This is a genomic window from Bradyrhizobium sp. USDA 4452 (genome assembly GCF_054063575.1).
Window position 1 is genome coordinate 7,560,869 of the sequence record NZ_JBSSGK010000001.1, and the last position, 24,522, is coordinate 7,585,390.

The window sequence follows — 24,522 nt, forward strand, 5'->3', positions numbered from 1 at the left end:
TGCGATCGCCGTTAATGACCTGAATCGGACGTGGCGGGAGCGCGCGTCGGCTCCAGGGTCCATTCTCCTCGCCTGTCACCTCCGGTCGAGCGATCGCTCACTGGGCCGGGGCAGTCCACCCGTACGCAATCGCAGAATGGGTTCCTTGAACCCAATTGCGTACGGGTGGACGCCCCGGCGTCCGGCGCTCCTAAACTGCGATGAAACTAGTCGTCGCGCATTGGGTCTTCGAGCATGATTTGTGCGGAAAGCCGCTTCACGCACTTCCGGATCGTCCAGCAGGTCCATGCGGCCATTCCCGACAATGCTGCCGGCTTGGGGAAGCTGGCAGCTCATGGTCAGCTCCGCAATTGTCCTTAGGGAGCGATCCCGAATTTTCAAGCGCGCGGTCTTGAGACACGCTTCATATGTAGGAGCGGACCATGAGCCACACCTTTCACGCAGCCAGCCGCGCGACCCATTACAGGATTGTTGCAGTCGCGCTTTTTGCGGGCATCGCGGTGACGATTGTCGGATTGCATGGACGTCACGCCTCCGGAATCGAAGACTCGCACTCTGTAGCCAAAGTCCATCTTCCCGTCGAACTCTCCAATCTCAATCCCGTTGTTGTTGCCGAACTAAGGTGACGCTGCAAATTAGGGCAATGGATCGCCGCAACTTTTCCAGAACTCCCCGACTGCCCCGGATCACTTCTGGTTGTTCGGGGGTGTTTTTGTCGGCCGGCGTCCCCGTGACCAGTCGGGGCGCCCCTCGCCGATCGGTTTCCTGAATCGGCTACGGTACCCAGTTCAATACGGCGGGCGGCTTGCGGACTCCCGCGGATGGCTGTCGGGAATCCCGAGCTCTTTCTTGACTTCAGGGGTGTTCAGGGCGCCAACGGCGAAGCCGAAGCAACAGGTGCCGAGACTTTGTGCTGTGGCTGCAAGCATGAGGTTTTCGGCAGCGAGCCAGCAATCGGCTTCGACGAATGGACCCTTCGCTTTAGATGTTGAAATCCGGAACGGGCAGCATCGCCAATGCACGCGGCTCGGCGATTTGGAAGTACGACATCGCCTGGTGTTGGCCGAGCAACAACGCCTTGGCGCGATCCGAATAGTGCCGCAGGCGCGTCTAGTCCTGGATCACCACGAACACCCAGGGCTCGGCACGAAGTGCCGTCGGCGCCTGCACCGCTGCTTCCAGCAATTGTTCGATTGTGGCTCGCTCAAGCTTGTCGGGTGCGTAACTTCTCACGGCGCGCCGCTGATAGATCGCCCCCAAGGTATCTAATTTGGAATAGGTCAGCATAAGCCGTGTCCTTGCTTCAAGGAAAAGTTGGGTCAAGTACTTTGCCAGCCTTGCGACCTGACTCGGCGCAATGCAGCCGTTCTGCCAAAAAATACTTAAGATTGGCCCGGTCAAAACCGATTACGTTGACGCAGGTCAATAACAGTGAATGTCCAAGGCTATTCAATTTTACAGTTAGCTATTGGAGGGTCCCCATGCGAGCTGGTGAGATCATGGCCCGGAATGTCATCTCGATCGATTCCGAAGCAGATTTGGCAGAGGCCGCAAGTCTCATGTTGAGGCATCATGTCAGCGGTCTGCCCGTCGTCAACCGGCAAGGCGAGCTGGTGGGCGTTCTGTCGGAGGGTGATTTTCTGCGGAGAAGCGAAATTGGTACACAGCGAAAGCGCGCCCGCTGGCTCGAACTGATCATCGGCGCAGGTGAGGCTGCCGAGAGTTACGTTCGCGAGCACGGCCGCAAGGTGTCCGAAATCATGACCACGGCTCCGATAACGGTCGATGAGCGGGCCACATTGACGGAAATTGTCGGGATCATGGAGCGAAACAATATCAAACGCGTTCCAGTCGTGCGCGACGATAAGCTGATCGGAATTGTATCGCGATCGAACCTCATGCAGGCGGCTGCAAGTCTGTCCGGTCGGGAGCCCGACCCGAACAACAGCGACGAACAAATTCGCATGCGAATTATTGACGAGATCGAGAGCAAGGATTGGTGTCCGTCGGGTTTTAACGTGATCGTCAAGGACGGAATCGTTCATCTCAGCGGCATGATTACGGAAGAGCGCTATCGTAGTGCTGCAGTTGTCGCAGCGGAGAACGTTAGAGGCGTCGTCAAGGTCCACGACCACCTGCGGTGGTTCGACCGGATATATGGCCTAGCTTCTGACCGCTCTCCCGAAGATGAGGAATGGGCGAAGGTTGATTGATGGAGTTACATGTGCCTTACCAATCGAATGATGATCTGCCCCTTCCAATTCGCTATCATTTGCCGTCTCACGCGCAACACATCTATCGCGAAGCCTTCAATCACAGTTTTGCTGCTCATGGGGGAGATCGCCGGCAGGAAGAGATCGCGCACCGAACCGCGTGGTCCGCGGTCAAGCGGTCCTACGTAAAGGACGGCGTTCATTGGGTTGCGCGCTCGCACTGCGAGTGACGCCCGTCGCACAACATCAACAGCAGCACGCTAGGCCGAGGCCATTCTGCGCATGGGGCGTCCTACGCTGTGGTGCCGGAGGGCGTAACCAGCTTGTCCGCAGACCGGATCGTTGTCGGCTGGAAGGGCACTCGCAAGGCGCGTCTGGCAGTTCGCGAGGCGCTGCCTTTTCTGACCCGGGCTTCCAAGGTGGCGATTGCCGAAATCTGTGCGTCGGACGAGCAGGAGGCTGCCACCCCCCGCCTGAGGGACGTCGCTAGCTATCTTGAACGGCACAGTGTCAACTGCCAGTTTGAGGTTCGCGTGCACACGGCCGAACCGGACGAAGAGTACGTCATGAGGCTGGCCCGGCAGGAAGGCGCCGATCTGACCGTCACCGGAGGTTACAACATAGCCGGCTCGGGGAATGAATGTTCGGCGGCATGACGCGGGGTTTGCTGCAGCAAGCCTCGATCTGCCCGCTGATGTCGCATTAGCTTATCGCCAGACAACGCCAACCTGGCTTTGGCCCGTCTTGAGGAGCCAGTTTCCGCTGTGGTTCCGCAGAAGCACTTAAGTAGCCGTCCCGAATTTCGAAAGCGTGCGCTTCCAAGTATACGATTGCCGGATGCTCTTCCTCAAGAGAGGAGACTGGCTATGAGTGTTCTTTCCGGAACAACGCCTTTCTCGGGCTTACGATCGCAAGCACCGTTCTGTTGATCGGCTCCAATGCCGCCGCGCTCTTCCTCCTATGGGCTTGATGGCCTGTCGCGCGGCGTTACAGCAAAAACCCGGCAGCGAATGAAGGCCGCCGGACGAGTAAAGTCTCGGGGATGAAATGAATTTTTGCTCTGCCCTGTTTTTGCCGGGCGGTCGCTCCGGGTCACGAGCTTTCCTGGGATAGCGAAACCGGCTGTCACCAGCCCTCGGTCTTTAGCAGGTCCAGTCAATGATCGATGTTCGCGCGCGCGATGAGGTGGTCCATGGACACCAATCCCACTAAGCAACGTCCCCTGGATAGGGATCGCGCGGGCACTTCCGGTTTATTGGCTGCCCGCTTACTAGCGAGCGTTACAAGTACTCTGCGTCAGGGACCGCGACGACCCGTTTGCTGTGACCGCAAAGCCCTGACAGATCGCAGAGCTGCGATAGCAGCTCCGCGATCGTCCCCCCGCCAGCTCAGGCCGCCTTGACCTCGATCTTCTTCGCGGGCTTCTGCGCGTCCGCAGTTTTCGGCAGCGCTACCTTCAGCACGCCGTTCTTGAACGTGGCCTCGATCTTGCTCGCGTCGACGCCCTCGGGCAGTGCGAAATAGCGCTCGAACGCACCATAGCGCCGCTCGGAGACGTAGTAGTCTTTGTTCTTTTCTTCTTTCTCTTCCTTCTTCTCGCCCTTGATGGTGATTTGTCGCCAGGATCAGGGAGATTGCAGCGGACCGACCGATCTGTGTTGTGTCGCCGGACCTCGGTGGCGGCAAGCGCGCGGATCTGCTCCGCGAGACGCTGGAGAAGGCCGCTGGCCGACCGATTGGCAAGGCGCTCGTGGGCGCGCTTGCGAATTCAGTGATCGATCGCATCATCGGAACCGACAGCGTGCCGCCGTTCAGGCTGTCTCCCGGACCAGTGCTCGCAAAGCTCGAGACGGTTTCAGCGGTGCCGTTCCTTGCAGAGACCATCCGCCGATTGCACCATGGTGAGGCGTTGGCTGATCTCATGCCATATCAAGCGTGAACGCTGAGCAATCGATCGAGTTGCCTGGCGTCCATGCGTGCGATCGAAAGATAGGTGTGAGCCATGCGCGGCCACTTTTCCGGGGTCCGCGGATGCGGGTCGATCATATGTGCAATCGACAGGCGGGCACGCAACATGGCACGGTTGATGCGATAGAATAGGAACAGCCCGGTCGCCGGATCATCGTCAAGAAGGATCGCAAGGCGACTTCGCAGAGCGTTGCCGACCCACAGTCCGCCAAGACGATCGCATTCCAAATGCAGGAACGCCAGTTCGTCCAAAGCATCCAGCGTCCGGAGCCGGCTATTGAATTCGAGGCAGTCGATGATCGGAAACGGTGGACTCAACCAGATATGCTCGGGTCTGAGGTCGCCGTGAGCGTCGAGAATGAACCGGCGCCGGATCCGGTCTGTAAGAACCTCACGATGTTGGTGCAGGTAACGATGCTGGACGCGGGAAATCCACTCGATGGTTCCTCGATTTAGCCTGAAGGCCGGGTTGATGAGCATACGCCGATCGGAAGCAACGGCTCGCTTCAATGATAGACGGTAGCTGTCGACATTGATCAACGCGCGTGCAGCGCGAGAATAGAACTGCTGCAGCTTGTCAGCCAATTGCTGGATGTGCGCCAGCGAAACCTTGCGGGCATGTAACAGCGCTTCAAGTGTCTGGTCTTCATCGAGCCGGCGCATGACGACCAACCAATCGGCGATCCGGCCGCGGCCTCCGATTGCGTAACCTGTGGGGGTGCGAGTGAGCGGTGCGACGCCGAGATAGACGTCCGGCGCCAGCCTGCCGTTGAGGGAAGCCTCTGCCCGACAAGCTACGGCCCGCCGAGCAAGCGTGGAAAAGTCGAGATAACCGCACCGGTTTCTTGAGCTTGTAGACGCGGTCGCCGGCCATGAAGACCCAGGACATGTGGGTTTCGCGCGCAATGACCGTTTCGGGCACCGGCATATAGCTGTCGGGGCGGCTCAGAAACCTGACCTTGCAGGCAAGGGAGATACCATCATCCTCGCCGTTCCGGCCGCATGGATCGCTTTGTCGGTCGAGCATACAAACTCTATGGTCAATCGGCTCGCTTCGCGGCTTGATGTTGATCAACGGTTCTCTCGGTGGGATCGATAATGTGAACGTGGCCCAAGAGGTTGCTTCGCCATGCTGTTTCAGAACCGAACCGATGCCGGCCGGAAGCTCGCCCGAGCATTGACGAAGTACAAGGCGCGCCATCCGATTATTCTGGCGCTGCCGCGGGGAGGCGTGCCGGTCGCCGCCGAGGTCGCCGCGGCGCTGGACGCCCCCTTTGACCTTCTACTCGCGCGCAAGATCGGGGTGCCAAGTCAGCCGGAGCTTGCCATGGGGGCCGTTAGCGATGGCGAGCACCCCACAGTGGTCCGCAACAGCGAAGTCGTCGAACTATGCGGTGTCAGCGAGAGGCAATTTGATGCCATCTGCAAGAAGGAGCTTGCCGAGGTCGAACGGCGGCGGCGCCGTTATCTCGGAGATCGGCCTCGCTCCGAGGTGACCGGGCTGGTCGCCATCATCATTGACGACGGCATTGCGACGGGCGCGACGACGCTTGCTGCCGTCAGGGCAACTCGCAATCGGAAGCCCAACGAACTGGTGCTCGCAGTGCCCGTGGCTCCCCTCGATACAGTCGCGAAGTTGCAAGCCGAAGTCGACGCGATCATCTGCCTCGATACGCCGCGGGATTTCGGCGCGATCGGGTACTTCTATCGTGATTTTCGCCAGGTCGATGATGAGGAGGTTATCGCGATCTTGAAGCGCTTTCCGGCCAACAGAGAGTCGTACGCTTCAAACGGCTCCACTTAATGAGACGGGAAGAGACGGATGCGGGGGCTATTAGGACCCGGCGGGAAGGCGCTGAGCCTTGCGAAGATGCCGCTCAAACCATCGCGCGGCGTATTCAATTACCTCACCCAAGGCACCAGGTTCCGGGAAGAGATGCGTGGCGCCCTCAACGATCTCCAGTGCTTTCGGCGCCCGCAAGCGGACGAGTGCCTCCTGGTTCAGCTCGATGACCTGGTCGTCGGCGCCGCCGACAATCAACAGTGTCGGTGCGCGCACCATTGAAAGCGCATTGCCGGCGAGGTCCGGGCGTCCGCCACGCGAGACCACCGCACCGATGCGCCCGGGAAGCCGGGCGGCAGCTACGAGAGCGGCCGCCGCGCCGGTGCTGGCACCGAACAGGCCGATTGGGAGTTCCGCGGTCAAATGCCCCTGACGGTCCAACCATTGCACCACTTCGACGAGGCGTTCCGCAAGCAGGGAAATGTCGAACACGTTTGCACGGTCAGACTCTTCATTCGGGGCAAGCAGGTCGAACAGCAAGGTCGCGAAGCCATGGCCGTTCAGCGCCCGTGCGACGGCCGTGTTGCGCGGGCTGTGACGGCTGGAGCCGCTGCCATGAGCAAACACAACGAGGCCAATCGCGCCCTTCGGCACGCTCAAGATACCGCCAAGACCAAGCGGCGGGATGACCACCTCCGAGGTCGTGACCGATCGTTGATTGCGGACCATGAGATCGCCTAGGCCTGCAAGGCCCTGAACGAAGCCGGCAAATGGTTCATCACCTTCTCGAACTCGCCGGGATCGAGCTTTTCCCAGAGAATCTCAAACACGCCGCGGGCGACGATCTGGGCATCGACAGGAAAGTCTTGCGGGAGCTCCGACAGCACTTGCGCAGCGAAGTCCCTCGACATGGCGTTCCTTGGTCGGCGTTCCCGCAGCGTGCCAGCCCTCGTAGTAGATGCCTCGCACGAGGATCGGCAGTTGCGCGCCCAGCTTGATCGCGACCTCCGGAGGCAATCGATTCCGCAGCGTGCGCAGTACGGCCTGCAACGCGTTGTAGGCCTGCTGTCGATTGTCGAGGTCCAGCTCCTCGTCAACAGCCTTTAGCCAGACATTGGCCTCCTGGTCCAGAGCGGTGACGTTGGTTGCTCATGGTGCGCTCCATGAATGAAGTGAGATGACGAAGATTGCCCACGACGAACGGCGGGCGGCTTGATCTCCATCAATCGCAGCCGCTTGTGCGGGAAGCGGCGGTTTGACTTGAATCAAGCAGAGATTGCGGCTGCCAGATAGTGTTCAAAGCACGGCCGACGACGATGGGAGGAGCAGGTGGAGTCCGATCAAGTCTCGCGAAAGCAGACCATGGCGACGGGCATGATCTTCGCGGGCGGTATACTGCTCCTCGTTCTGCAGTTTTTTCTCACGTCGCGCATTTCAATCGAAACGATCTCCTATAGCCAGTTCGAGCAGCTGCTCGCCCAGGAGAAGGTCGCCGAGGTTACTGTCGGTTCGGATACAATCCAGGGAAGGTTGAAGGAGCAGCTTCCGAGCGGAAAGTCGGCGTTCGTGACCGCGCGGGTCGATATGGCCTTGGCCGAAAAGCTCGCGGCAAAGGGCGTAAGTGTGAGTGGCGTTCCGGGAGGGGGCGCGCTGCAAAGTCTGCTGTCCTGGATATTTCCGGTCATCATCTTCTTCGTAATCTGGTTCTGGATGGGGCGCGGCGTGCCCGGCCGCCAGGGTTTCGGCGGCGTCATGGCGATTGGCAAGTCCCGTGCCAAGGTCTATGTCGAGAAGGACATCAAGGTCACTTTCGCCGATGTTGCCGGCGTCGACGAGGCGAAGTTCGAGCTCCAGGAAGTCGTTTCATTTCTGAAGGACCCCAAGAGCTACGGCCGTTTGGGTGCTCGTGTACCAAAGGGGATTTTGCTGGTCGGACCGCCGGGGACGGGGAAGACGTTGCTTGCCCGCGCCGTAGCGGGGGAGGCCGGTGTTCCATTCTTCTCGATCTCGGGCTCCGAGTTCGTTGAGATGTTCGTCGGAGTTGGCGCTGCCCGCGTACGGGACCTGTTTGAGCAAGCCCGCAAGGCGGCACCGTGCATCATTTTCGTCGACGAGCTCGACGCACTGGGGCGCAGTCGCGGACCACTGTCGTTTGGCGGTTACGACGAGAAGGAGCAAACCCTCAATCAGCTCCTGTCGGAGCTAGACGGCTTCGACCCGAGCGCCGGCGTGATCCTGCTGGCAGCAACCAACCGGCCTGAAATTCTGGATCCGGCGCTGTTGCGGGCCGGGAGGTTCGACCGGCAGGTCCTTGTGGACCGGCCGGACAAGACCGGGCGCGTTGCCATTCTTAAAGTGCATGTCGGCAAGATCCGCATGGGCGAGGATGTCAACCTTGACAAGGTAGCTGGCCTCACGACCGGGTTCACCGGAGCGGACCTCGCCAATCTCATCAACGAGGCTGCGATCGCCGCGACCAGGCGGAACGGCGAGGAGGTGACGTTCGCCGATTTTGTTACGGCGATTGAGCGGATCGTGGCCGGCATCGAGAAGAAGAGCAGGGTGCTTGGCAAGGACGAACGGCGCAGGGTTGCGTATCACGAGATGGGACATGCCCTCGTCGCGGCAAGCTTGCCCGGTGTTGATCCTGTACAGAAGGTGTCGATCATCCCACGTGGGACCGGCGCACTGGGTTACACCATCCAGCGTCCGACCGAAGACAGATTTTTGCTTACGGTCGAGGAGCTGAAGAACCGCATCGCTGTGCTGATGGGAGGACGTGCGTCGGAGCGCTTGATTTTCGACGGAACCATTTCGACTGGTGCCGCAGATGATCTTCAACGTGCGACCGAAGTCGCCATCGAGATGGTGACCAAATACGGCATGGACGAGACGGTAGGGCAGCGCATCTATGCGCTAAAACCGCAGGCATTTATCGCTGCCGCTCAGGACGCAGTCGTTGCGGCTGCTGATGCTACTGGCCGTGAGATCGATCTCGCCGTGCGAAACCTGGTTGAGGAGGGCGACCGTCGTGCCCGGGATATTTTGCAACGTCGGCGCGCCGACCTTGACGCTGGTGTCGAATTGCTAATAGCAAATGAAACGATAACTGCGGAGCAGTTTGCGCCGCTGCTCGGCAAGAGCACCGAAACGAGCGAGAGGGTCGCCGCATGATCACGGATTTCATGCGTGCAGGCGTGGCAAACCTCAGTCCACGCGGGCGCATCGGCGGGCTCGCGTTGAGAAACGGAAGCCGCCAGCCCTTGGGAAGCTGACGGCTTTACTTGGCGTGGAGAGCGTAGTTGGGGACCTACGCATGTTAATTTCTAAGCTCATCGACGAGGATCGCGTTTTGATCAGCATCAAAACAGTCGCACTGACTTCATGTCCCTAGCTGATCGCCACAGCGATGGCACACAGAAAGTGTCTTCACCGGAGATTCTGGCAAAAGGCTCCGGTGCTTTCATATCGGCATCTCGGGTTCCGGCATCCGTTCACGCTTTGCCTCCGGAATTTCCGTCATCGTTGCTTCCGTCAGCAGCAGAACGCTTGCGACCGAGACAGCGTTCTCCAGTGCCGTCCTGACCACTTTAGCCGGATCGACGATACCGGCCTCGACCAGATCGACATATACCTTGCGCGACGCGTCGAAGCCGAAATTTCCCTGACTGCCGAGCATGCGGGCCACCACCACTCCGCCATCGGTTGCGGAGTTTTCCGCAATCTGGCGGGCGGGGGCCTCGAGCGCGCGCTTCAAGATCTGGATCCCGGTCTTCTCGTCGCCTTCACACGTTGCTTCCTCCCTGCTGACCGCATCTGTGCATCTGAGGAGCGCGAGGCCGCCACCTGGCACCATGCCCTCGGCCACGGCCGCCTTCGTCGAGCTGATGGCGTCGTCGAGCGCCTCCTTCTTGGCTTTCATCTCCGCTTCGGTGGGTGCGCCCACCCGGATGACTGCGACCCCGCCCGATAGCTTTGCCAACCGCTCCTCGAGCTTCTCCTTGTCATACTGGCTGCTCGATTTTTCGATTTCACGGCGGATTTGCGTAAGGCGCCCATCGATTTGCGTGCGGTTGCCCTTGCTGCCGATCAGTGTGGTATTCTCCTTGTCGCAAACCACGCGAGCGGCGTGCCCAAGCTGAGCCTCGGTAGTATTTTCGAGCTTCAATCCGACGTCGCTCGATATCACCTGGGCGCCGGTCAGAATCGCAATGTCCTCGAGCATCGCCTTCCGGCGGTCGCCAAAACCAGGGGCCTTCACGCCACATACTTTGAGGACGCCGCGCAGCCGGTTGACAATCAACGTGGCGAGAGCCTCGCCCTCGATATCCTCGGCGATGATCAAGAGCGGCCGACCGGATTTTGCGATCTGCTCAAGCAGCGGCACAAGATCGTTCAGCGCGCTGATCTTGTGGTCGCACAACAGGATGAATGGGTCCTCGAGAACGGCCTCCATTCGCTCTGCATCGCTGACGAAGTACGGAGAGAGGAAGCCGCGATCGAACTTCATTCCCTCGACGACGTCGAGCACGGTCTCGGTCGTCTTGGATTCCTCGACCGAGATCACGCCTTCGCTGCCCACCTTTTCGAGTGCATCGGCGACTAGCTCGCCGATCGACGCATCGTTGTGGGCTGAAATCGTCGCCACCTGCGCCTTCTCCGCCCTGGTCTTGACAAGCCGGGCCATCGCATGGAGTGCGGCGATCGATGCTCGCGCCGCGCGGTCCAGCCCGCGCTTCAGATCGATTGCACTTGCCCCCGCGACCACGTTCCTGACACCATCGGCGAGGATGGCCTGCGCCAGGATAGTTGAGGTGCTGGTGCCGTCGCCGACCACTTCGCCGGTCTTTTCCGCGGCCTGCCTCAGCACTTGCGCCCCAAGGTTCTCCTCGGGATCCTTGAGATCGAATTCCTTGGCGATGGTCACGCCGTCATTGCAGACGATTGGCGCGCCCCAACTCTTCTGGATCAGCACCGATTTGGACTTCGGCCCCAATGTGACCCGCACCGCGTCCGCGAGCAACGAGGCTCCGCGCAGCACCTTTTCGCGAGCCGCCGCGTGAAACAAAACCTGCTTATGAGGCATGTTGGGAATGTCCTCTCGAGAGCACGTATAGCCTGCGTAAAATAGGGGTTTCGCGGCGACAACGTTTGACTTCGGTCAACTGAGTTGGGCGCGGCGACGGCCTCTCGAAAGAGCGATTTGCGGCGGCGCAGGATGGCGGGAGTGACCAGAAATGAGAGACCGAACCGCGGCGCTTGAATCCGGCGAAACTTCGCGAGACGTCGCAATCCCGTCGGCAAGGCTCAGAGGGTACGACCTATTAAGTTGCGTCAAAGCAAAGCAAATCGAATACTCTTAGAATAGGTTTTGGAAATTAGGAGCGCACATGATGCGCCAATATCTTACTTGGTTAATGATTGGCAGTCTCACCGGTGTTTTCCCGGCTGCCGTTCATGCGGAAGACGTCGATGTCGGTAAGGCAGAATTTGAGGCTTCGTGCGCAAGCTGCCACGGCGCGGATGGAAGAGGCAAAGGACCTGTCAGTGAACAGCTAAAGGTGCCGCCTGCCGATCTGACGAGCTTGGCCAAGAACAACAACGGGGTCTTTCCCATCAGCGACGTGTATGAAACCATAGATGGACGGAGGACAGTTTCCGCTCACGGCACTCATGAAATGCCGATTTGGGGGGAACGGTTCAACCCAACTAAGAACCTGCCCCACATTATTGATCCCGCTTATGACGCGCTTGATCCAACGCGAGGATTGCGGGAAGTCGTCGTGCGAACACGCATCCTCGCCGTTATCGATTATCTGAATCGTATTCAGCAAAAGTAGCAGCCTTGCGCCGTCAGGATCCCGTCTCCGCTGGCCATGGCGTCGCGATCACGGCGATCACGCGCCGAGGATGTAGAATATGATAAGCCACGTCGTGGCTGGATTCCTCGGGTAGTTACAGCCTATCTGCTACACGTGCAGCGAGCCTGGTTGATCTCGCGTCGGAGCTGCACCTCGTTAGCGTATGCTGCCAAACGGCAGAGCGTCGTTTCGATGCTTCTCGTGCCATCTTGGACCTGGGCCCCGCATGTAGTGACGCTCTGGTCGATAGGGATCGCGGGCTGCGTCAAGCAGCTTCCGCCATTTCGTGACGGACAGCTTCAAGTGTTGCCGGAGAATAGTCAGTGATTGTCGTGGGACTGTCATTGTGGTCTTCTCAATGTGGCTTGCCCAGCACGACAGAGAAGGGCATTACGAACACGTCGTCGCCAAGATCGTCGCAGACATGCAGCACCCAACCTCGCCAGTCTTCGGAGCTGCGCTTCCTGAGTAGCGAATGCACGATGCCGGTGGCATAATCGCGGGCCTCAGCCAGATCGGCGATCGCAGCGCCGGATCGGTCGATCAATGTCCCTTGCGGATGTGAGCAATGGAAATAGAGCTGACCCATCTTCCCCGTCTCCTCCAAACACGAACCGTACAGTGGCTCGATAGCATCGGGGAGGTCAGGGGAAAATTCGGGTCGAATCCCTAAGGAGAGGCACGGAGGGCGCTTGTCGTGGTGATGTCCGCGTGGGCCGCGCTTCCGCAGTCGGAGGCAAGTCAGCGCGCACCTGTCGTCGACCAACGATCACGTGGGTGGCGAGCGCCAGGACACCACTGAGCAGCAACGCATGGCGGGCACCCACAAGGTCCGCCGACGCTCCAATGAGCAGGCTGCCGATCGAGATGCCGCCGCGCATGGCGTGCATATCCAGGCTGATCATCCTGCCACGCAGCCGGGCCGGTGCCGCCGCCACCAGAAGTGAATTGGCAGCTGTGAGGCGTCGCCTCAGGGGAAGTTGCTCTCTTTCAAGCGGATCACGGAATGAGTCCGGTCTCGAGCCCGCACCGGCGCGCAAGCATTCGAACGCGCATGAGTGTCAATTTGAGGCAAATCAAGAGTTCCGCGGCTCGTGAACATAGCATTAAAACTATGGGGCGTTCGACACCAACGGCAATTCACCGATTGCTTCTGGGCTCAACATTGAGCCCGGGTGAGGTCGGTATTCTGATTTGCGCCTACGAGAAGACACTTCGCGCATTATATCTGGTGGATCGAGCTGATCCGCTTACTGAATATATTGCTCGGAAGATCATCGAGATCGGCGGGTCTGCTCCCCATGATTCCGCGAGGATAGCCGAGATCGCTAGTGACACGCTCTGCTTCCTGGGTGATCCTCTGCCCGAGAGCAGCATCCTGCGACGTTGAGGATGTTTCAGTTGTCCGCACCGCAACAGCGACCGGCAGGTCGGCATTAGTATGTTACAGGGGCTGTTCGAACTCTTCCATGGAGTGGCCGAATTGTGCGAGGCCTTCCTCAAGGAGGTCGCCAAGAAGTGGTACGCCCAGCAGGTACTCGGCCGTCCGCGCGTTATGGGCGCGTGCGGCCTCGCCGCGAATATCGCCCCAGTCATCCAGCTCGCCGTCACCGCGGCCGAGCCAGGTCAGGGCGACAAGGTCGATCTGCTCGTCCTCGTTCAGTCCGCGGATGATTGCCGTCAACTCGTTCCGGACGGGATCGTCGCCGTGATCTTCGAGGACGGATAACATCGCGTCGTCGCTGGCATTGGAGCCCGGGTCGGGATCGGTGACGACGTCCTTGACGTCGAATCGCTTCGCCTTGGCAAGGATTGCGGCGACCTTCTCGGCTGATATCGCAAGGTCCGGGATGTCCCTCATGGTCGGCCTCTCTTCATTAGCGCCACAGCCTAGGCCAATGCCGGGAGCCGCAGTTTGATGAAGGTCAAAGGCCGCAAGTCGAGGAGTCCGGCACAGCCGGGCGTGTCGATCTCCGTTCAGTGGGACGGCGGCGCGTTGCCAAAGCGGCAGGAGCGTTGACCTTGGTCAAGAGGCCGGCGTCGCGGCAAGCCATGCGCTGCCTTGATTTGACCTCCATCAACCACTGGCCGGCCTGGTACTCTATCATAACAAGGCAATTCGGGAGCGGTGAGATGAACAGACTGAAGATCCCCCATGATGCGCTGGTATTTGTCGGCGACGGCCGCAAGGCGTTATTCCTGCGCAATGATGGAGATGAGAAGTTTCCCAATCTCAGGGCCGAGCGGGTCTTCGAAGATGTCAACCCCCCGACCCACGAGCAGGGCACCGAGCGGCCGGGCCGCGTGAGCAAGGCACGTGACGCGGGGCAGCGCAGCGCGGTCGAGCCGGTCGACTGGCATCACCTCGAGGAGCGTCGGTTTGCCAAGAGGGTGGCCGCAGCTATGGAGGATGTGGTGCGAGCGCGCAAAGTGCCGGCACTCGTGGTCGTAGCGCCGCCGAAGACGCTCGCCGATCTGCGAAGCGCCTTTCATGCCGATGTCCGTGAGCGCGTCATCGCCGAGATCAACAAGGACCTGACCAAACATCCCGTCGGGGAAATCGAGAAGCATTTGACCGCGGCGTGAGCGACGATGACGCGACGACATTGTCGCTTCTTGTGCGGTGAGTGGCTCTCGCTTTGCCATGTCTCCACGAACGTTGGGATCCTGCCGAGCTAAGCGCGGCGCGAGAGGGACGCGTTTGTCATCCGGGCGGTTGATTTTGCTCAAGCAACGCGGCTGGCCGTCGAAAGACAGTGACATTCGTGCTGCTGTGGAAACCAAACCATGTCGTTTGAGCGAGCCCTGCCGTGGACTCTGGGTGCGATTGCAATTGCAGGGTTGGTCGGGGGCATTCTTGCGCGGGTCGCGGGCCGGCCTGATCTGGCTGATCTTGCGTGGGAACTCGGCACGGCGCCCGTGATCGCAGGACTCGCGGTTTCGATCGTGAGGGACCTGCTGAGCGGCCGCTTTGGAGTGGACGCCATTGCGCTACTGTCGATGAGTGCGGCATTGGCGCTGGGTCAGCCGCTTGCCGGGGCCGTGGTCGCCCTGATGTATTCCGGCGGCAACGTGCTGGAGGATATCGCGGTGGCACGGGCGGAGCACGACCTGCGGTCACTGGTCGATCGCGCACCGCGGCAAGCACACCGCAAGATTGACGAGCGGATCGAGGAGGTCCCGATCGAAGCGGTCTCGGTCGGCGAGGCGCTCCTGGTACGGGCCGGAGAGATCGTGCCGGCCGACGGTATTGTTGGTTCGGCCTCGGCTACTATCGACGAGTCAGCTGTTACGGGCGAACCGATCCCGGTCGAGAAGGCCACGCGGCAGCGCTGTTCTTTCCGGTTCGGTGAATGCGGGTGATACCTTTGATTTGACTGTGACCGCGCCGGCCGGTGAGAGCACCTACGCTGGAATCGTGCGCATGGTGACGGCGGCGCAAACGGCGAAGGCTCCCTTCGTGCGGTTGGCCGACCGCTATGCGCTGATACTTCTGCCGGTGACCCTCGTCATCGCTTTCGTGGCATGGTGGATGTCCGGAGACTTGACCCGAAGCCTCGCCGTGCTGGTGGCGGCGACACCGTGTCCCCTGATTTTGGCAGCGCCGGTCGCCTTCATCGGCGGCGTGGCGCAAGCGGCCCGTCGCGGCATCTTGGTCAAAGGCGGAGAGGCCTTAGAAGCGCTGGCTCGTGCGCACACGGTGCTGTTTGACAAAACCGGCACCCTGACCGTGGGAGGGGCGCGGTTGCTTTCGGTTGAAGTCGCACCAGGGGAAGATCCGGATGAAGTGCTCACGCTGGGGGCGTCGCTTGAGCAGGCCTCGCATCACGTTCTCGCCAAGACAGTCGTCGCTGCGGCCGTCGATCGCGGGCTCAAGCTGAGAACGCCCGAACAAGTCAAGGAGACCATGGGTACCGGTCTGTGTGGCCTGATCGATGGCCGCGAGGTCGCCGCCGGCTCGCAGGAGATGCTTCTCTCCCATGCGGAGCTGTTGCCTTGGGAGTTGCGGGCGCTACGGCGCGCCTCGTGGCGCTCGGCACTGATTGTCTTTGTCGCTGTGGACGGGCGTCCGATCGGTGCGCTGCTGCTGGCGGATGAGCTACGGGCTGATACGCCACGAGCGATCCGGCAGCTGCGCGATGCGGGCATCGCGCGAATGGTGATGGTTACGGGCGATCGCGCAGCGGCAGCTCAGGCCATCGGTGCAGCGCTAGATCTTGACGCCGTGCTGGCCGACCGAGTTCCTTCGGACAAGGTCGAGGCGGTGCGTGCCGAACAGCGGCTCCACCCGACCATCATGGTTGGCGACGGCATCAATGATGCCCCGGCACAAGCTGTGGCCGATATGGGGGTCGCGCTCGGCGCACGTGGTGCGAGCGCATCATCCGAGGCGGCCGACATGGTGATTTTGGCCGACCGGCTCGATCGCGTTGGCGAAGCGATCATCATCGCGCAGCGGGCGCGGCGGATCGCCCTGCAGAGCATTGTTGTCGGTATGGGATTGTCGCTAGTGGCAATGCTAGCCGCCACTATTGGTTGGCTTGATCCCGTGCCGGCGGCGATCGTCCAGGAGGTGATCGACGTTGCCGTGATCCTGAACGCGCTGCGGGCGCTCGCTCCGGCCCTCGGCAGCGGCGGCCCGCGGATCACCGCAGAGCAGGGGCTGGTCTTGCATTACGATCATCGGACCCTATTCAAAGACCTCGACCGCTTGCGCAAGATCGCTGATGCGCTGGACGATGCGACGCCCCGATCCGCCGCGGCGTTGATTGGGGAAGCTCAGCGCCTTGTTCAGAGTAGCGTGGTGCTGCACGAGCGCGAGGATGAGGACAGCGTCTATCCGAAGCTTGCGGAGGTGTTGCGCGAACGCCACGGCCTGTCTGCCATGAGCCGTGCGCATCGAGAGATCCTGCACCTCGCTCGGTTGCTCGCTCGGATCGTTGAGGACCTGCCGTCAGAGAAGGTCGACCGCTATCTTGTCCGGGACGCGCAGCGGGTAATCGAGGCCATCGAAACGCTGGTTCGCATGCATACAGCCCAGGAGGAGGACATCTACGAAGCCGTGGCGGCTCCGGCATCGGCTTAGCCGTCCGATCCGCGCCCTTCGCTACTCCATGGACGTCTACGGGACGACAACGACAGGGCAGGGGGCGAGACTGACGAGCTTCTGAGAGACGCTCCCAAGCAGCAGGCCGGCCAATCGGCCGCGACCTCGCCGTCCCACAACAATTAGTTTGGTTGAGCGGTCGGCGGCGATGTCAAGCAAGGATTGGGTAACATCCCCCCAACTCGTCTTGACTTCGACCCGCTGCACACCGAGCTGGTGTGCGCGGGCTTCCGCGGTTTTCAGCGTCTGGGCCGTCAAGGCCTCCAGCACGTCCCCGGTGCTGACCCCGGTGTGCGGCAGCTGCCGCACCTCTTCTCCGAGGAGGCGATCCGCGACAGTCACGATCAGCAAGTCGCATGCCAACGCCTTGGCTATTTCGGCTGCAGTTTCAACTGCGCGGCTTGCTCCAGCGGAGCCGTCCGTAGCCACCATGATGGATGTCATGACATTGCTCCGTCGATAATCGATCATTCCAAATGATCGGACGGCCAAACTCAGCGGCGAAGCTACTAACGCTCATGCCACAAGAGCGGTTAACCCGCGGCGACCTTCGATTTGGCCATACTCCTTTCTGCCTCGCAGACGGTCGTCATCGTGCGCATGATACTCGATGGATTCACGCTGATCGAATCGATGCCGAGCTCTGTCAGAAATCTTGCGATTTCCGGGTAGTTTGCCGGCGCCTCGCCGCAAATCCCGACGTGGCGCCGATTGCGTTTCGCGCCCGTCACTGCCATCGTCAGCATCTGAAGCATTCCGGGATCGCATTCGTCGAAGTCGAATGCGACGATATCGGAGTCCCTATCGACACCGAGCGTCAGCTGGGTCAGATCGTTGGAGCCTATTGAAAATCCATCGAATAGCTTGGCGAACTGATCGATTAGGATCACGTTGTTCGGAATCTCGCACATCATGAATATCTCAATACCCCCTTCGCCTCGATTGAGGCCGTGACGAGCCATGGTTTCAATGACTTTGCGTGCCTCCTCGAGGCGTCTGCAAAATGGAATCATGATCTTGAGATTGGTCAGTCCCATTGCGTCGCGAACGCGGCGCAATGCCGCGCATTCGAGCGCGAAGCCTTCGGCATAGGCGGGGTGAGCATAACGCGCAGCGCCGCGGAACCCGATCATCGGGTTCTCCTCCTTCGGCTCGAAGTCGGTGCCCGCCACGAGATTGGCGTACTCGTTGGTCTTGAAATCAGACAGCCTCACGATGACAGGACGTGGATAGAACGCCGCGGCGATCGTGCCGATGCCCTCGGACAGCCGCTCGATGAAGAAGTCGGATGGCTTCTGGTAGCGTTCGGCAACGAGTTTGATCGACCGGCGGTCGCGCGCGGATCTGACCTTATCGGGCTGCGCGAGTGCCATCGGATGGATTCCGATGTGCTGGCTGATGATAAACTCCATCCTCGCCAACCCGACGCCGTCGTTCGGCGCCATTGCCGTCTTGAAGGCGATTTCCGGATTGCCAAGGTTGACCATGATTTCGGTGCGTGGCTTCGCCAGCCTGTCAGCCGCAATCCGCTCAACCGAGAACGGCAACGCGCCGTCATAGACATGGCCAATGTCGCCGTCCGCGCAGGACACGGTCACTGACATTCCAGTTTTCACGTGCCGCGTGACACTCTCGGTGCCGACCACCGCCGGAACGCCGAGCTCGCGAGCGATAATCGCGGCGTGACAGGTTCTGCCGCCATGGTCGGTGACGATAGCAGCGGCAGTCTTTAGCACGGGTTCCCAGTCGGGGCTCGTCGCGGCGGCAACCAGCACTTCGCCAGGCCTGAAAGCGCGAAGATCGCGTTTGGTCTTGATCAGTCGAGCCCTTCCCGTGGCAATCTTTTCACCGACGGCCCGCCCAACGGCAACCACTTTGCCCGGCGATTTAAGGGCGTAGTTTTCGAGCGCCTGGGGCGTGCGACGGGATGCCACGGTCTCTGGACGTGCCTGGATGATGTAGAGCGCGTCGTCGCCACCGTCTTTCGCCCACTCCACATCCATCGGAGTTGGCGCACCGGCTTTCTTCGAATAATGGTTCTCGACGGCGATGGCGCACCGCGCCAACTCCAGCACATCCTTATCACTGATACAGAACCGCTTGCGGGCTGGCTGCGAAGTCGCGACGTTGCGGGTCGCTTCACGTCCTTTCGCATAGACCATCCGCATCTCCTTCGTCCCCAGTCGGCGTGACAGGACAGCGCGAAAACCGTCGTTGAATGTCGGCTTGTGCACGTAGAATTCGTCCGGGTCCACGGTCCCCTGGACGATGTTTTCGCCGAGGCCGTATGCGCCTGTCACAAAGACCACGTCTCGATGTCCGGATTCGGTGTCGAGCGTGAAGATCACGCCGCTTGCTGCGCGATCAGAGCGAACCATCTTCATGACCGCAACGGACAGCGCGACCTTGAAATGATCGAATCCATTGTCGATGCGATAGGCGATCGCCCGATCGGTGAACAGCGAGGCGAAGCATCGCCGACAGGCAATCATGAGGTCATCCGGACCGCGAACGTTGAGAAAACTCTCATGCTGTCCTGCGAAGCTGGCAGTCGGTAGATCCTCGGCCGTCGCCGAACTGCGCACCGCGACGGCGACATTGGCGCCATACTCCTGTTCGAGTAGTCGATAGGCGCCATTGACTTCACGGCGCAGCGCCTCCTGATCGGTCGCAGCGTAGACGATCGCGCGCGCCGCGCGAGCACGCTTGGCGAGATCCTCAATGCGCCGCTTGTCCAGGCCAGCGAGTAGGCTGCGGAGTTCGTCCCAGGCTCTGGCCTGCGTCAGCGCCGCACGATAAGCCGACGCGGTGAGCGCAAAGCCGTTCGGCACCCTGATGCCTTGCGGCGCGAGCGCCGAATAAAGCTCGCCCAGCGAGGCGGTCTTGCCCCCCACCAGGGGAACATCCTCAAGGTGGATATCCTTGAACCATCGCGTGTAATCGCTCATATGCGTCTCCCGCGCTGCAGCATCTGCAAGGCAAGTTTTGATAGTTTGGCCGCGTTGAGACGGCAGCTTTTGCGAAAGATCAAGCTTTTGGCGATGACAGACCTTTAGTTATTGAATTGATCATGTCCGAAGAGCGCGAAGGCAGCCGGCATCGAGAGTGGCGCCGATTTTGGGAAAGCGCGTCAGGCCTCTGGCGAGGCTTAGCGGCGTGGCGAGTTTGGTTGCTCTGCGTCTCGCTGGTCGCCGTCGTCGGCCTGCAGCTCTATGTTCAGTTTCGCCTGAATTACTGGAATCGAGATTTCTTCGACGCGTTGGCGACCCGGGATTCGGATCGTCTGCGAATTCAGGCGATCCTGCTGATCCCCCTGTGTGGCGCGAGCGTTGCGCTCGCAGCCACGTCGGTTTGGGGCCGCATGACGATGCAGCGCAAATGGCGCGAATGGCTGACCAGCAATGTCATCGATTATTGGATCGACAACGACCGATATGCCGGTCTGGCCGAGGTGCAGGGAGATCAGAAGATCATTCCCGAATATCGCATTGCAGAGGATGTAAGAATCGCAACGGACGCGCCAATCGATTTCGCACTCGGACTTGTCTCATCCTTGCTGACAGCTGTCATCTTCGTTCAGGTGCTGTGGAATGTCGGCGGCGACGTCAGCCTCTCGGTTCTTGGCTATCGGCTTTGGATACCGGGCTATCTGGTCGGGAGTGTTGTAATCTACTCCGGTACAGTGACGACCGCGATACTCTTGGTGGGATCACCACTGACAAAGGTGATCCAGATCAAGAACCAGGCTGAGGCAGAACTGATTACGGCGGCTCACTTGCTACGGGATATCGGTGAGGGGGTGATGCCGAAGCAGCAGGAGGCGGAGTTCAGGCGAGGGCTCCAGCAGGCATTGCGGAATGTGCTGGCCCAATGGCGGCGCCTGTGTTGGCACCTCGTGCATACCACGCTGGTATCACAAGGAAATACATTGCTTGCGCCAATCGTCGGGCTCGTCCTGTGTTCGCCAAAGTTCTTGGCAGGTACAATGACGCTCGGCGAACTCACGCAGGCCGCGGCAGCCTTCGTCCTCGTGCAGGGCTCGTTTAACTGGCTCGTCGACAACTACAGCCGGTTGGCGGATTGGATCTCCTCCCTCGAGAGAGTAGGTCGCCTGTTGCTTTCGCTCGACAAGCTCGATCATGGATTTGCGTCCGAAAATCGCGGGGAGACGCCGGTTCCCCTCAAGTCCGTCACGCAGCTTTGAGGACGACCTGTTGCGCAAGACGCTTGACGTCGTCGGCCAAGCAGAGACTCGTGCCGGGAGCCAGCAGAGTAGCGGCGCCTGCTGCAACAGCATACCGAAAGGAGTCCTTGAGGTCGCCTCCCGATGCAAGCCGCCATAGCAGTGCCCCGAGAAAACTGTCTCCCGCGCCGACTGCGCCGATCGGCGTGATGGGGAGGGGCTCCGCATGCAACACCTGGTCGCGGGTGACCAGCACGGCTCCGAGATGGCCCATAGTCAGGGCAATGGCAGCGACCTTGCCGCTTTGGACGAGCGCTCTCGCGGCGGCTGCCCATTCGCTGGCATCGTTTGGCTCGCGACCAGCCAGCTCGCGCATTTCCTGCAAATTCGGTTTGATCAAATCGACGCCTTCGGCGACGGCAGCAGCGAGCGCCGGGCCGGATGCATCAAGGACCATTCTGGCGCCGAGTTGCTTGGCAATCCTTGCCAGTCGTGCATAGAAGTCGTCGGGAACGCCGCGAGGCAGGCTTCCACTCGCGACCAACAAGCGGGGAAACGGTTCGATCCTGGACAGCAACGTCAGACATTGTTGCCACTCTTCATCACTGAGACACGGTCCGGGCAGGATGAAGCGGAATGGCCGGCCAGTGCTGATTTCACTGACAAAGAAATCTTCCCGTGTCTCCTCCGCGATCGGGAAGGTCTGACTCGGCACGCCTTCGTCGTCGAGTAGCTTGCGCAGCAGATCTCCTGTCGTGCCGCCGACTGGGTAGATCGCGCAGACCTCGCCGCCCATGCGTTTGATGACGCGCGCCACATTGATTCCGCCGCCGCCTGGATCGCGTCGTTGCGACGTCCCCCGCAGCTTGTAGACCGGGACGATCTTCTCAACCGATGTCGACAGATCGACCGCCGGATTGGCCGTAATTGTCACAATGTCCGTCATGACATGATACGAAGCGCGGAGGGGCGGCTTGCCGCCGGGGTTTGCTCCATAAATGCCTTGAGACCGGTGAAGCTGCTATCGGGATTGAGAACGACGCTGACTGGGAGTCTCCGAAGATAGGGCTCATAGCGTCCCTTGCTTTCGAATTGAGTTCGAAATCTCGATTCGGCGAGGCGATCAGCAAAGCGTGGCACGATACCGCCCGCAATATAGACCCCGCCTCTGGCGCAGAAAGTCAGCGCAAGATCTCCGGCGACGGTGCCGAGCAGGGAACAGAACATATCAAGTGCGGAACGGCAAACATCACAACTTCTGTTCAGCGCCGCTTGAGTAATCGCAGCGGGACTGCGCTCCGGAACTGCTACCCCATCGATGACGGCGAGCGCCTGATAGAGGTTCACAAGGCCGGCCCCGGACAGAGCTCGCTCCACGGATACATGCCCAAAGTGGCGACGCAGTTGACCGATGACACGCTCCTCCCTCTCCGAGATTGCAGGTAACGTCGTGTGCCCGGCTTCTGTGACTGCTACCAATGGCGCGTCCGGAAAGAAGCAAGCAGCACCAAAGCCGGTGCCCGGCCCGACCACGAGCATGGGGGCACCAGCCGTTGGACGTTCATGTCCAATTGCGAAGAGATCGAACGGCTGGAGTGCAGGCAGCGACCAGGCCATGGCTTCGAAATCGTTGAGAAGATGAATTGTCCTGAACCCGAACCTGGTCTGCAAGTCGGCTCCGTCGATGACCCATCGGCTATAGGTTATTGTGCAATGATCGTTCTCTACGGGTCCCGCGACCCCGAGCACCGCGGTGGTGAGCGCGCCGGCTGCACGATGAGCCAGGAAGGTTGCGATCGCCTCCTTAGCGCCGGGAAAGTCAGCGACCTTGAAGTGCTCGATTGGCCCGATTTCGCCGTGCTCCGCGAGCGCGAAACGGGCGTTGGTCCCGCCAATGTCAGCGAAGAGAATTTGCTCGTTTGCCGATCGCCCGCTGCTCATTGCTTTGCCGCTGCGGCGCTGATTGGATGTTCAGTGAATGGCTGAACAAGGGGTGTTCGCCGCGCTGCGACGAGGTTGGCGTACCAACGCGCTGAGGCTTTGGGAATACGCCGCTGCGTGGGGAAGTCGACATAAACGAGGCCGAAGCGCTGAGAATATCCAGACGTCCATTCGAAATTGTCCAGCAGCGACCACACAAAATAACCGCGGACATCCGCACCCGCCGAGATCGCTTCCTGCATGGCATCGGTATAGGCCCGCAAATATGCAATTCGCCCGACGTCTTCGACGTGACCCGCGCTGTCGGGGGCGTCGTCCGATGCGGTTCCATTTTCAAGGACGTAGGTCGGCAAGGCGAAGCGGCGATGAATGTCGAGCAGGGTGTCGCGAAAGGCGTCAGGCACAATCGGCCACCCGATTGTGGTTCTCGGCACGTCTGGTGGCGGTGCTCCAAAGGTGGCTCCGATGGGATTGGCGTCTGCCTTGATGTAGTGCGGCGAGTAATGGTTGAGCCCGAACCAGTCGACGGGCCGCGCGATCAGCGCCATATCGCCAGGCTTCTGGAAAGGCTCGATCGCCTCTGCCAGCGCGGGAGGATAGCAGGCGAAGTGCTGCGGATAGGGAAAGGCATCATTCCAGTATTCCGCAAAGCGTTTCGCGGCAGCCGCATCGTCGGGATTTGCCTGTGCCGGAAAGCACGGTTGTCGATTGTGTATAGCGCCAAGCGACGCGTTGGGAACCGTGGCTCGAAGCACGTCAATGGCAGCACCATGGCTTAGATTGACATGGTGGATAGCTCTGTGCAGAGCATGGACATCGGCGATCCCCGGTGCGTTCCAGCCGAGACCATATCCGAACAGCGTGAAGACGCATGGTTCATTGAAGGTTGCAAATCGCTTGACGCGATCGCCATAGCGCCGCGCAACGAGCGCGGCGTAATCGGCAAACCATCCTGCGATATCCCGGTTCTGCCAACCACCGAGTACGTGGAGGGCCTGCGGCAGATCCCAGTGATAGAGACATATCCAGGGTTCGATGCCGGCTGCGAGCAGCGTATCAATCAGTCTATCATAAAATGCCAACGCAGACTCATTGGCAGCGCCGCGTCCCTTGGGCAGAAGACGCGGCCACGAGATCGAGAAGCGGTAGGCGTCGACGCCAAGATCGCACATTAGCGCGATATCTTCGCTGTAGCGATGATAGTGATCGCAGGCAGTTTCTCCGGTATCGCCGTTTTTGATGTGACCGGGTTGCCGGCAAAAAGCATCCCAGATGCTGTCCTCACGACCGTCAACATGCGCCGCGCCTTCGATTTGAAAGCTGGACGTCGAGACGCCCCAGACGAAGGGGCGCGTGGGCTGGCGGCTGCCTTGTGACACTTTCGTGGTCATAGTAGTCATCCGCTTACAATGGAGACTTTCGCTGGCTCTGCTTTTGACAGAGATCAACAGCAGCTTCGAGAGAGG

23 protein-coding genes and 3 pseudogenes are annotated in these 24,522 nt (G+C 60.3%); 11 read left to right on the forward strand and 15 right to left on the reverse strand.

The window, feature by feature from the left end; genetic code table 11:
- The first annotated feature begins 422 nt into the window (after positions 1–422).
- Positions 423–626 (forward strand): hypothetical protein, encoded by a 204-nt coding sequence (locus ACVISU_RS35560; protein ID WP_456710050.1) that lies wholly within the window; start codon positions 423–425, stop codon positions 624–626.
- Between the two features lie 162 nt (positions 627–788).
- Here ACVISU_RS35560 and ACVISU_RS35565 read toward each other — a convergent pair whose 3' ends face one another.
- Positions 789–929, reverse strand: coding sequence for a hypothetical protein (locus tag ACVISU_RS35565; RefSeq protein ID WP_456710051.1), 141 nt, complete (start codon positions 927–929; stop codon positions 789–791).
- A 181-nt stretch (positions 930–1,110) separates the two neighbouring features.
- On the reverse strand, positions 1,111–1,287 hold the full coding sequence (locus ACVISU_RS35570; protein WP_456710052.1) for a nitroreductase family protein: 177 nt from the start codon (positions 1,285–1,287) through the stop codon (positions 1,111–1,113).
- Positions 1,288–1,481: 194 nt separating this feature from the next.
- Between ACVISU_RS35570 and ACVISU_RS35575 the strand changes: the two genes are divergently transcribed.
- The 3 genes from ACVISU_RS35575 (at position 1,482) to ACVISU_RS35585 (ending at position 2,869) form a co-directional block, all read left to right on the forward strand.
- A complete protein-coding gene (locus ACVISU_RS35575) occupies positions 1,482–2,213 on the forward strand; it encodes a CBS domain-containing protein (RefSeq protein WP_456710053.1) in 732 nt (243 codons plus the stop codon).
- Positions 2,213–2,443 (forward strand): ChaB family protein, encoded by a 231-nt coding sequence (locus ACVISU_RS35580; protein ID WP_456710054.1) that lies wholly within the window; start codon positions 2,213–2,215, stop codon positions 2,441–2,443. The genes ACVISU_RS35575 and ACVISU_RS35580 overlap by 1 nt, the downstream gene beginning before the upstream one ends.
- 93 nt (positions 2,444–2,536) lie before the next feature.
- Positions 2,537–2,869 (forward strand): hypothetical protein, encoded by a 333-nt coding sequence (locus tag ACVISU_RS35585; protein WP_456710055.1) that lies wholly within the window; start codon positions 2,537–2,539, stop codon positions 2,867–2,869.
- A gap of 732 nt (positions 2,870–3,601) precedes the next feature.
- Here the strand turns inward: ACVISU_RS35585 and ACVISU_RS35590 are convergent.
- A pseudogene (locus ACVISU_RS35590) lies at positions 3,602–3,826 on the reverse strand (Hsp20/alpha crystallin family protein); the annotation flags it as partial.
- 47 nt (positions 3,827–3,873) lie between these two features.
- Between ACVISU_RS35590 and ACVISU_RS35595 the strand changes: the two are divergent.
- Positions 3,874–4,152 carry a hypothetical protein gene (locus ACVISU_RS35595; protein WP_456710056.1) on the forward strand — a complete coding sequence of 93 codons (279 nt, stop codon included), beginning with the start codon at positions 3,874–3,876 and terminating at the stop codon, positions 4,150–4,152.
- Here ACVISU_RS35595 and ACVISU_RS35600 read toward each other — a convergent pair.
- Positions 4,143–4,844 (reverse strand): hypothetical protein, encoded by a 702-nt coding sequence (locus ACVISU_RS35600; protein ID WP_456710057.1) that lies wholly within the window; start codon positions 4,842–4,844, stop codon positions 4,143–4,145. The genes ACVISU_RS35595 and ACVISU_RS35600 overlap by 10 nt on opposite strands.
- A gap of 466 nt (positions 4,845–5,310) precedes the next feature.
- Between ACVISU_RS35600 and ACVISU_RS35605 the strand changes: the two genes are divergently transcribed.
- Positions 5,311–5,985: a phosphoribosyltransferase gene (locus ACVISU_RS35605; RefSeq protein WP_456710058.1), complete on the forward strand. Its 675-nt coding sequence runs from the start codon at positions 5,311–5,313 to the stop codon at positions 5,983–5,985.
- A 30-nt stretch (positions 5,986–6,015) separates the two neighbouring features.
- Here the strand turns inward: ACVISU_RS35605 and ACVISU_RS35610 are convergent, their stop codons facing one another.
- The 3 genes and pseudogenes from ACVISU_RS35610 to ACVISU_RS35620 form a co-directional block, all read right to left on the reverse strand.
- Positions 6,016–6,693 carry a dienelactone hydrolase family protein gene (locus tag ACVISU_RS35610; RefSeq protein WP_456710059.1) on the reverse strand — a complete coding sequence of 226 codons (678 nt, stop codon included), beginning with the start codon at positions 6,691–6,693 and terminating at the stop codon, positions 6,016–6,018.
- An 8-nt stretch (positions 6,694–6,701) separates the two neighbouring features.
- Positions 6,702–6,875 (reverse strand): DUF2267 domain-containing protein, encoded by a 174-nt coding sequence (locus tag ACVISU_RS35615; RefSeq protein WP_456710060.1) that lies wholly within the window; start codon positions 6,873–6,875, stop codon positions 6,702–6,704.
- A 52-nt stretch (positions 6,876–6,927) separates the two neighbouring features.
- Positions 6,928–7,095 (reverse strand): annotated as a pseudogene (locus ACVISU_RS35620) (DUF2267 domain-containing protein); the annotation flags it as partial.
- Positions 7,096–7,293: 198 nt separating this feature from the next.
- On the opposite strand from ACVISU_RS35620, the gene ftsH reads away from it, so the two are divergent.
- Positions 7,294–9,138, forward strand: coding sequence for an ATP-dependent zinc metalloprotease FtsH (gene ftsH, locus ACVISU_RS35625; RefSeq protein ID WP_456710061.1), 1,845 nt, complete (start codon positions 7,294–7,296; stop codon positions 9,136–9,138).
- A gap of 289 nt (positions 9,139–9,427) precedes the next feature.
- Here ftsH and groL read toward each other — a convergent pair whose 3' ends face one another.
- Positions 9,428–11,050: a chaperonin GroEL gene (gene groL, locus ACVISU_RS35630; RefSeq protein WP_456710062.1), complete on the reverse strand. Its 1,623-nt coding sequence runs from the start codon at positions 11,048–11,050 to the stop codon at positions 9,428–9,430.
- 304 nt (positions 11,051–11,354) lie between these two features.
- Between groL and ACVISU_RS35635 the strand changes: the two genes are divergently transcribed.
- The gene (locus ACVISU_RS35635) at positions 11,355–11,804 is read left to right on the forward strand and encodes a c-type cytochrome (RefSeq protein ID WP_456710063.1); all 450 of its coding nucleotides are present in this window, start codon (positions 11,355–11,357) and stop codon (positions 11,802–11,804) included.
- 376 nt (positions 11,805–12,180) lie between these two features.
- On the opposite strand, the gene ACVISU_RS35640 is transcribed toward ACVISU_RS35635, so the two are convergent.
- Positions 12,181–12,414 carry a DUF6894 family protein gene (locus ACVISU_RS35640; RefSeq protein WP_456710064.1) on the reverse strand — a complete coding sequence of 78 codons (234 nt, stop codon included), beginning with the start codon at positions 12,412–12,414 and terminating at the stop codon, positions 12,181–12,183.
- A gap of 855 nt (positions 12,415–13,269) precedes the next feature.
- Positions 13,270–13,686, reverse strand: a complete 417-nt coding sequence (locus tag ACVISU_RS35645; RefSeq protein ID WP_456710065.1) for a DUF3775 domain-containing protein — start codon at positions 13,684–13,686, stop codon at positions 13,270–13,272.
- A gap of 155 nt (positions 13,687–13,841) precedes the next feature.
- On the opposite strand from ACVISU_RS35645, the gene ACVISU_RS35650 reads away from it, so the two are divergent.
- Together ACVISU_RS35650 and ACVISU_RS35655 are read left to right on the forward strand one after the other, a co-directional pair.
- Positions 13,842–14,411, forward strand: a complete 570-nt coding sequence (locus ACVISU_RS35650) for a baeRF12 domain-containing protein (protein ID WP_456710066.1) — start codon at positions 13,842–13,844, stop codon at positions 14,409–14,411.
- A 201-nt stretch (positions 14,412–14,612) separates the two neighbouring features.
- Positions 14,613–16,911 (forward strand): annotated as a pseudogene (locus ACVISU_RS35655) (heavy metal translocating P-type ATPase).
- Between the two features lie 36 nt (positions 16,912–16,947).
- Here ACVISU_RS35655 and ACVISU_RS35660 read toward each other — a convergent pair.
- Both ACVISU_RS35660 and ppsA read right to left on the reverse strand, forming a co-directional pair.
- Positions 16,948–17,403: a universal stress protein gene (locus ACVISU_RS35660; protein WP_456710067.1), complete on the reverse strand. Its 456-nt coding sequence runs from the start codon at positions 17,401–17,403 to the stop codon at positions 16,948–16,950.
- A 62-nt stretch (positions 17,404–17,465) separates the two neighbouring features.
- A complete protein-coding gene (gene ppsA / locus ACVISU_RS35665) occupies positions 17,466–19,880 on the reverse strand; it encodes a phosphoenolpyruvate synthase (RefSeq protein ID WP_456710068.1) in 2,415 nt (804 codons plus the stop codon).
- A gap of 122 nt (positions 19,881–20,002) precedes the next feature.
- Between ppsA and ACVISU_RS35670 the strand changes: the two genes are divergently transcribed.
- Complete coding sequence (locus ACVISU_RS35670; RefSeq protein WP_456710069.1) at positions 20,003–21,136, forward strand: SbmA/BacA-like family transporter; 1,134 nt, start codon at positions 20,003–20,005, stop codon at positions 21,134–21,136.
- On the opposite strand, the gene ACVISU_RS35675 is transcribed toward ACVISU_RS35670, so the two are convergent.
- Genes ACVISU_RS35675 through ACVISU_RS35685 form a run of 3 tightly spaced genes read right to left on the reverse strand, consistent with a single transcriptional unit; the run spans position 21,123 to position 24,447 of the window.
- On the reverse strand, positions 21,123–22,061 hold the full coding sequence (locus ACVISU_RS35675; protein ID WP_456710070.1) for a 1-phosphofructokinase family hexose kinase: 939 nt from the start codon (positions 22,059–22,061) through the stop codon (positions 21,123–21,125). The two genes, ACVISU_RS35670 and ACVISU_RS35675, sit on opposite strands and share 14 nt — an antisense overlap.
- Complete coding sequence (gene glk, locus ACVISU_RS35680) at positions 22,058–23,056, reverse strand: glucokinase (protein ID WP_456710071.1); 999 nt, start codon at positions 23,054–23,056, stop codon at positions 22,058–22,060. The genes ACVISU_RS35675 and glk overlap by 4 nt, the downstream gene beginning before the upstream one ends.
- Entirely contained in the window at positions 23,053–24,447 is a 1,395-nt protein-coding gene (locus tag ACVISU_RS35685) for a GH1 family beta-glucosidase (RefSeq protein WP_456710072.1), read from the reverse strand. Before ACVISU_RS35685 ends, glk begins: the two co-directional genes overlap by 4 nt.
- Positions 24,448–24,522: the final 75 nt, after the last annotated feature.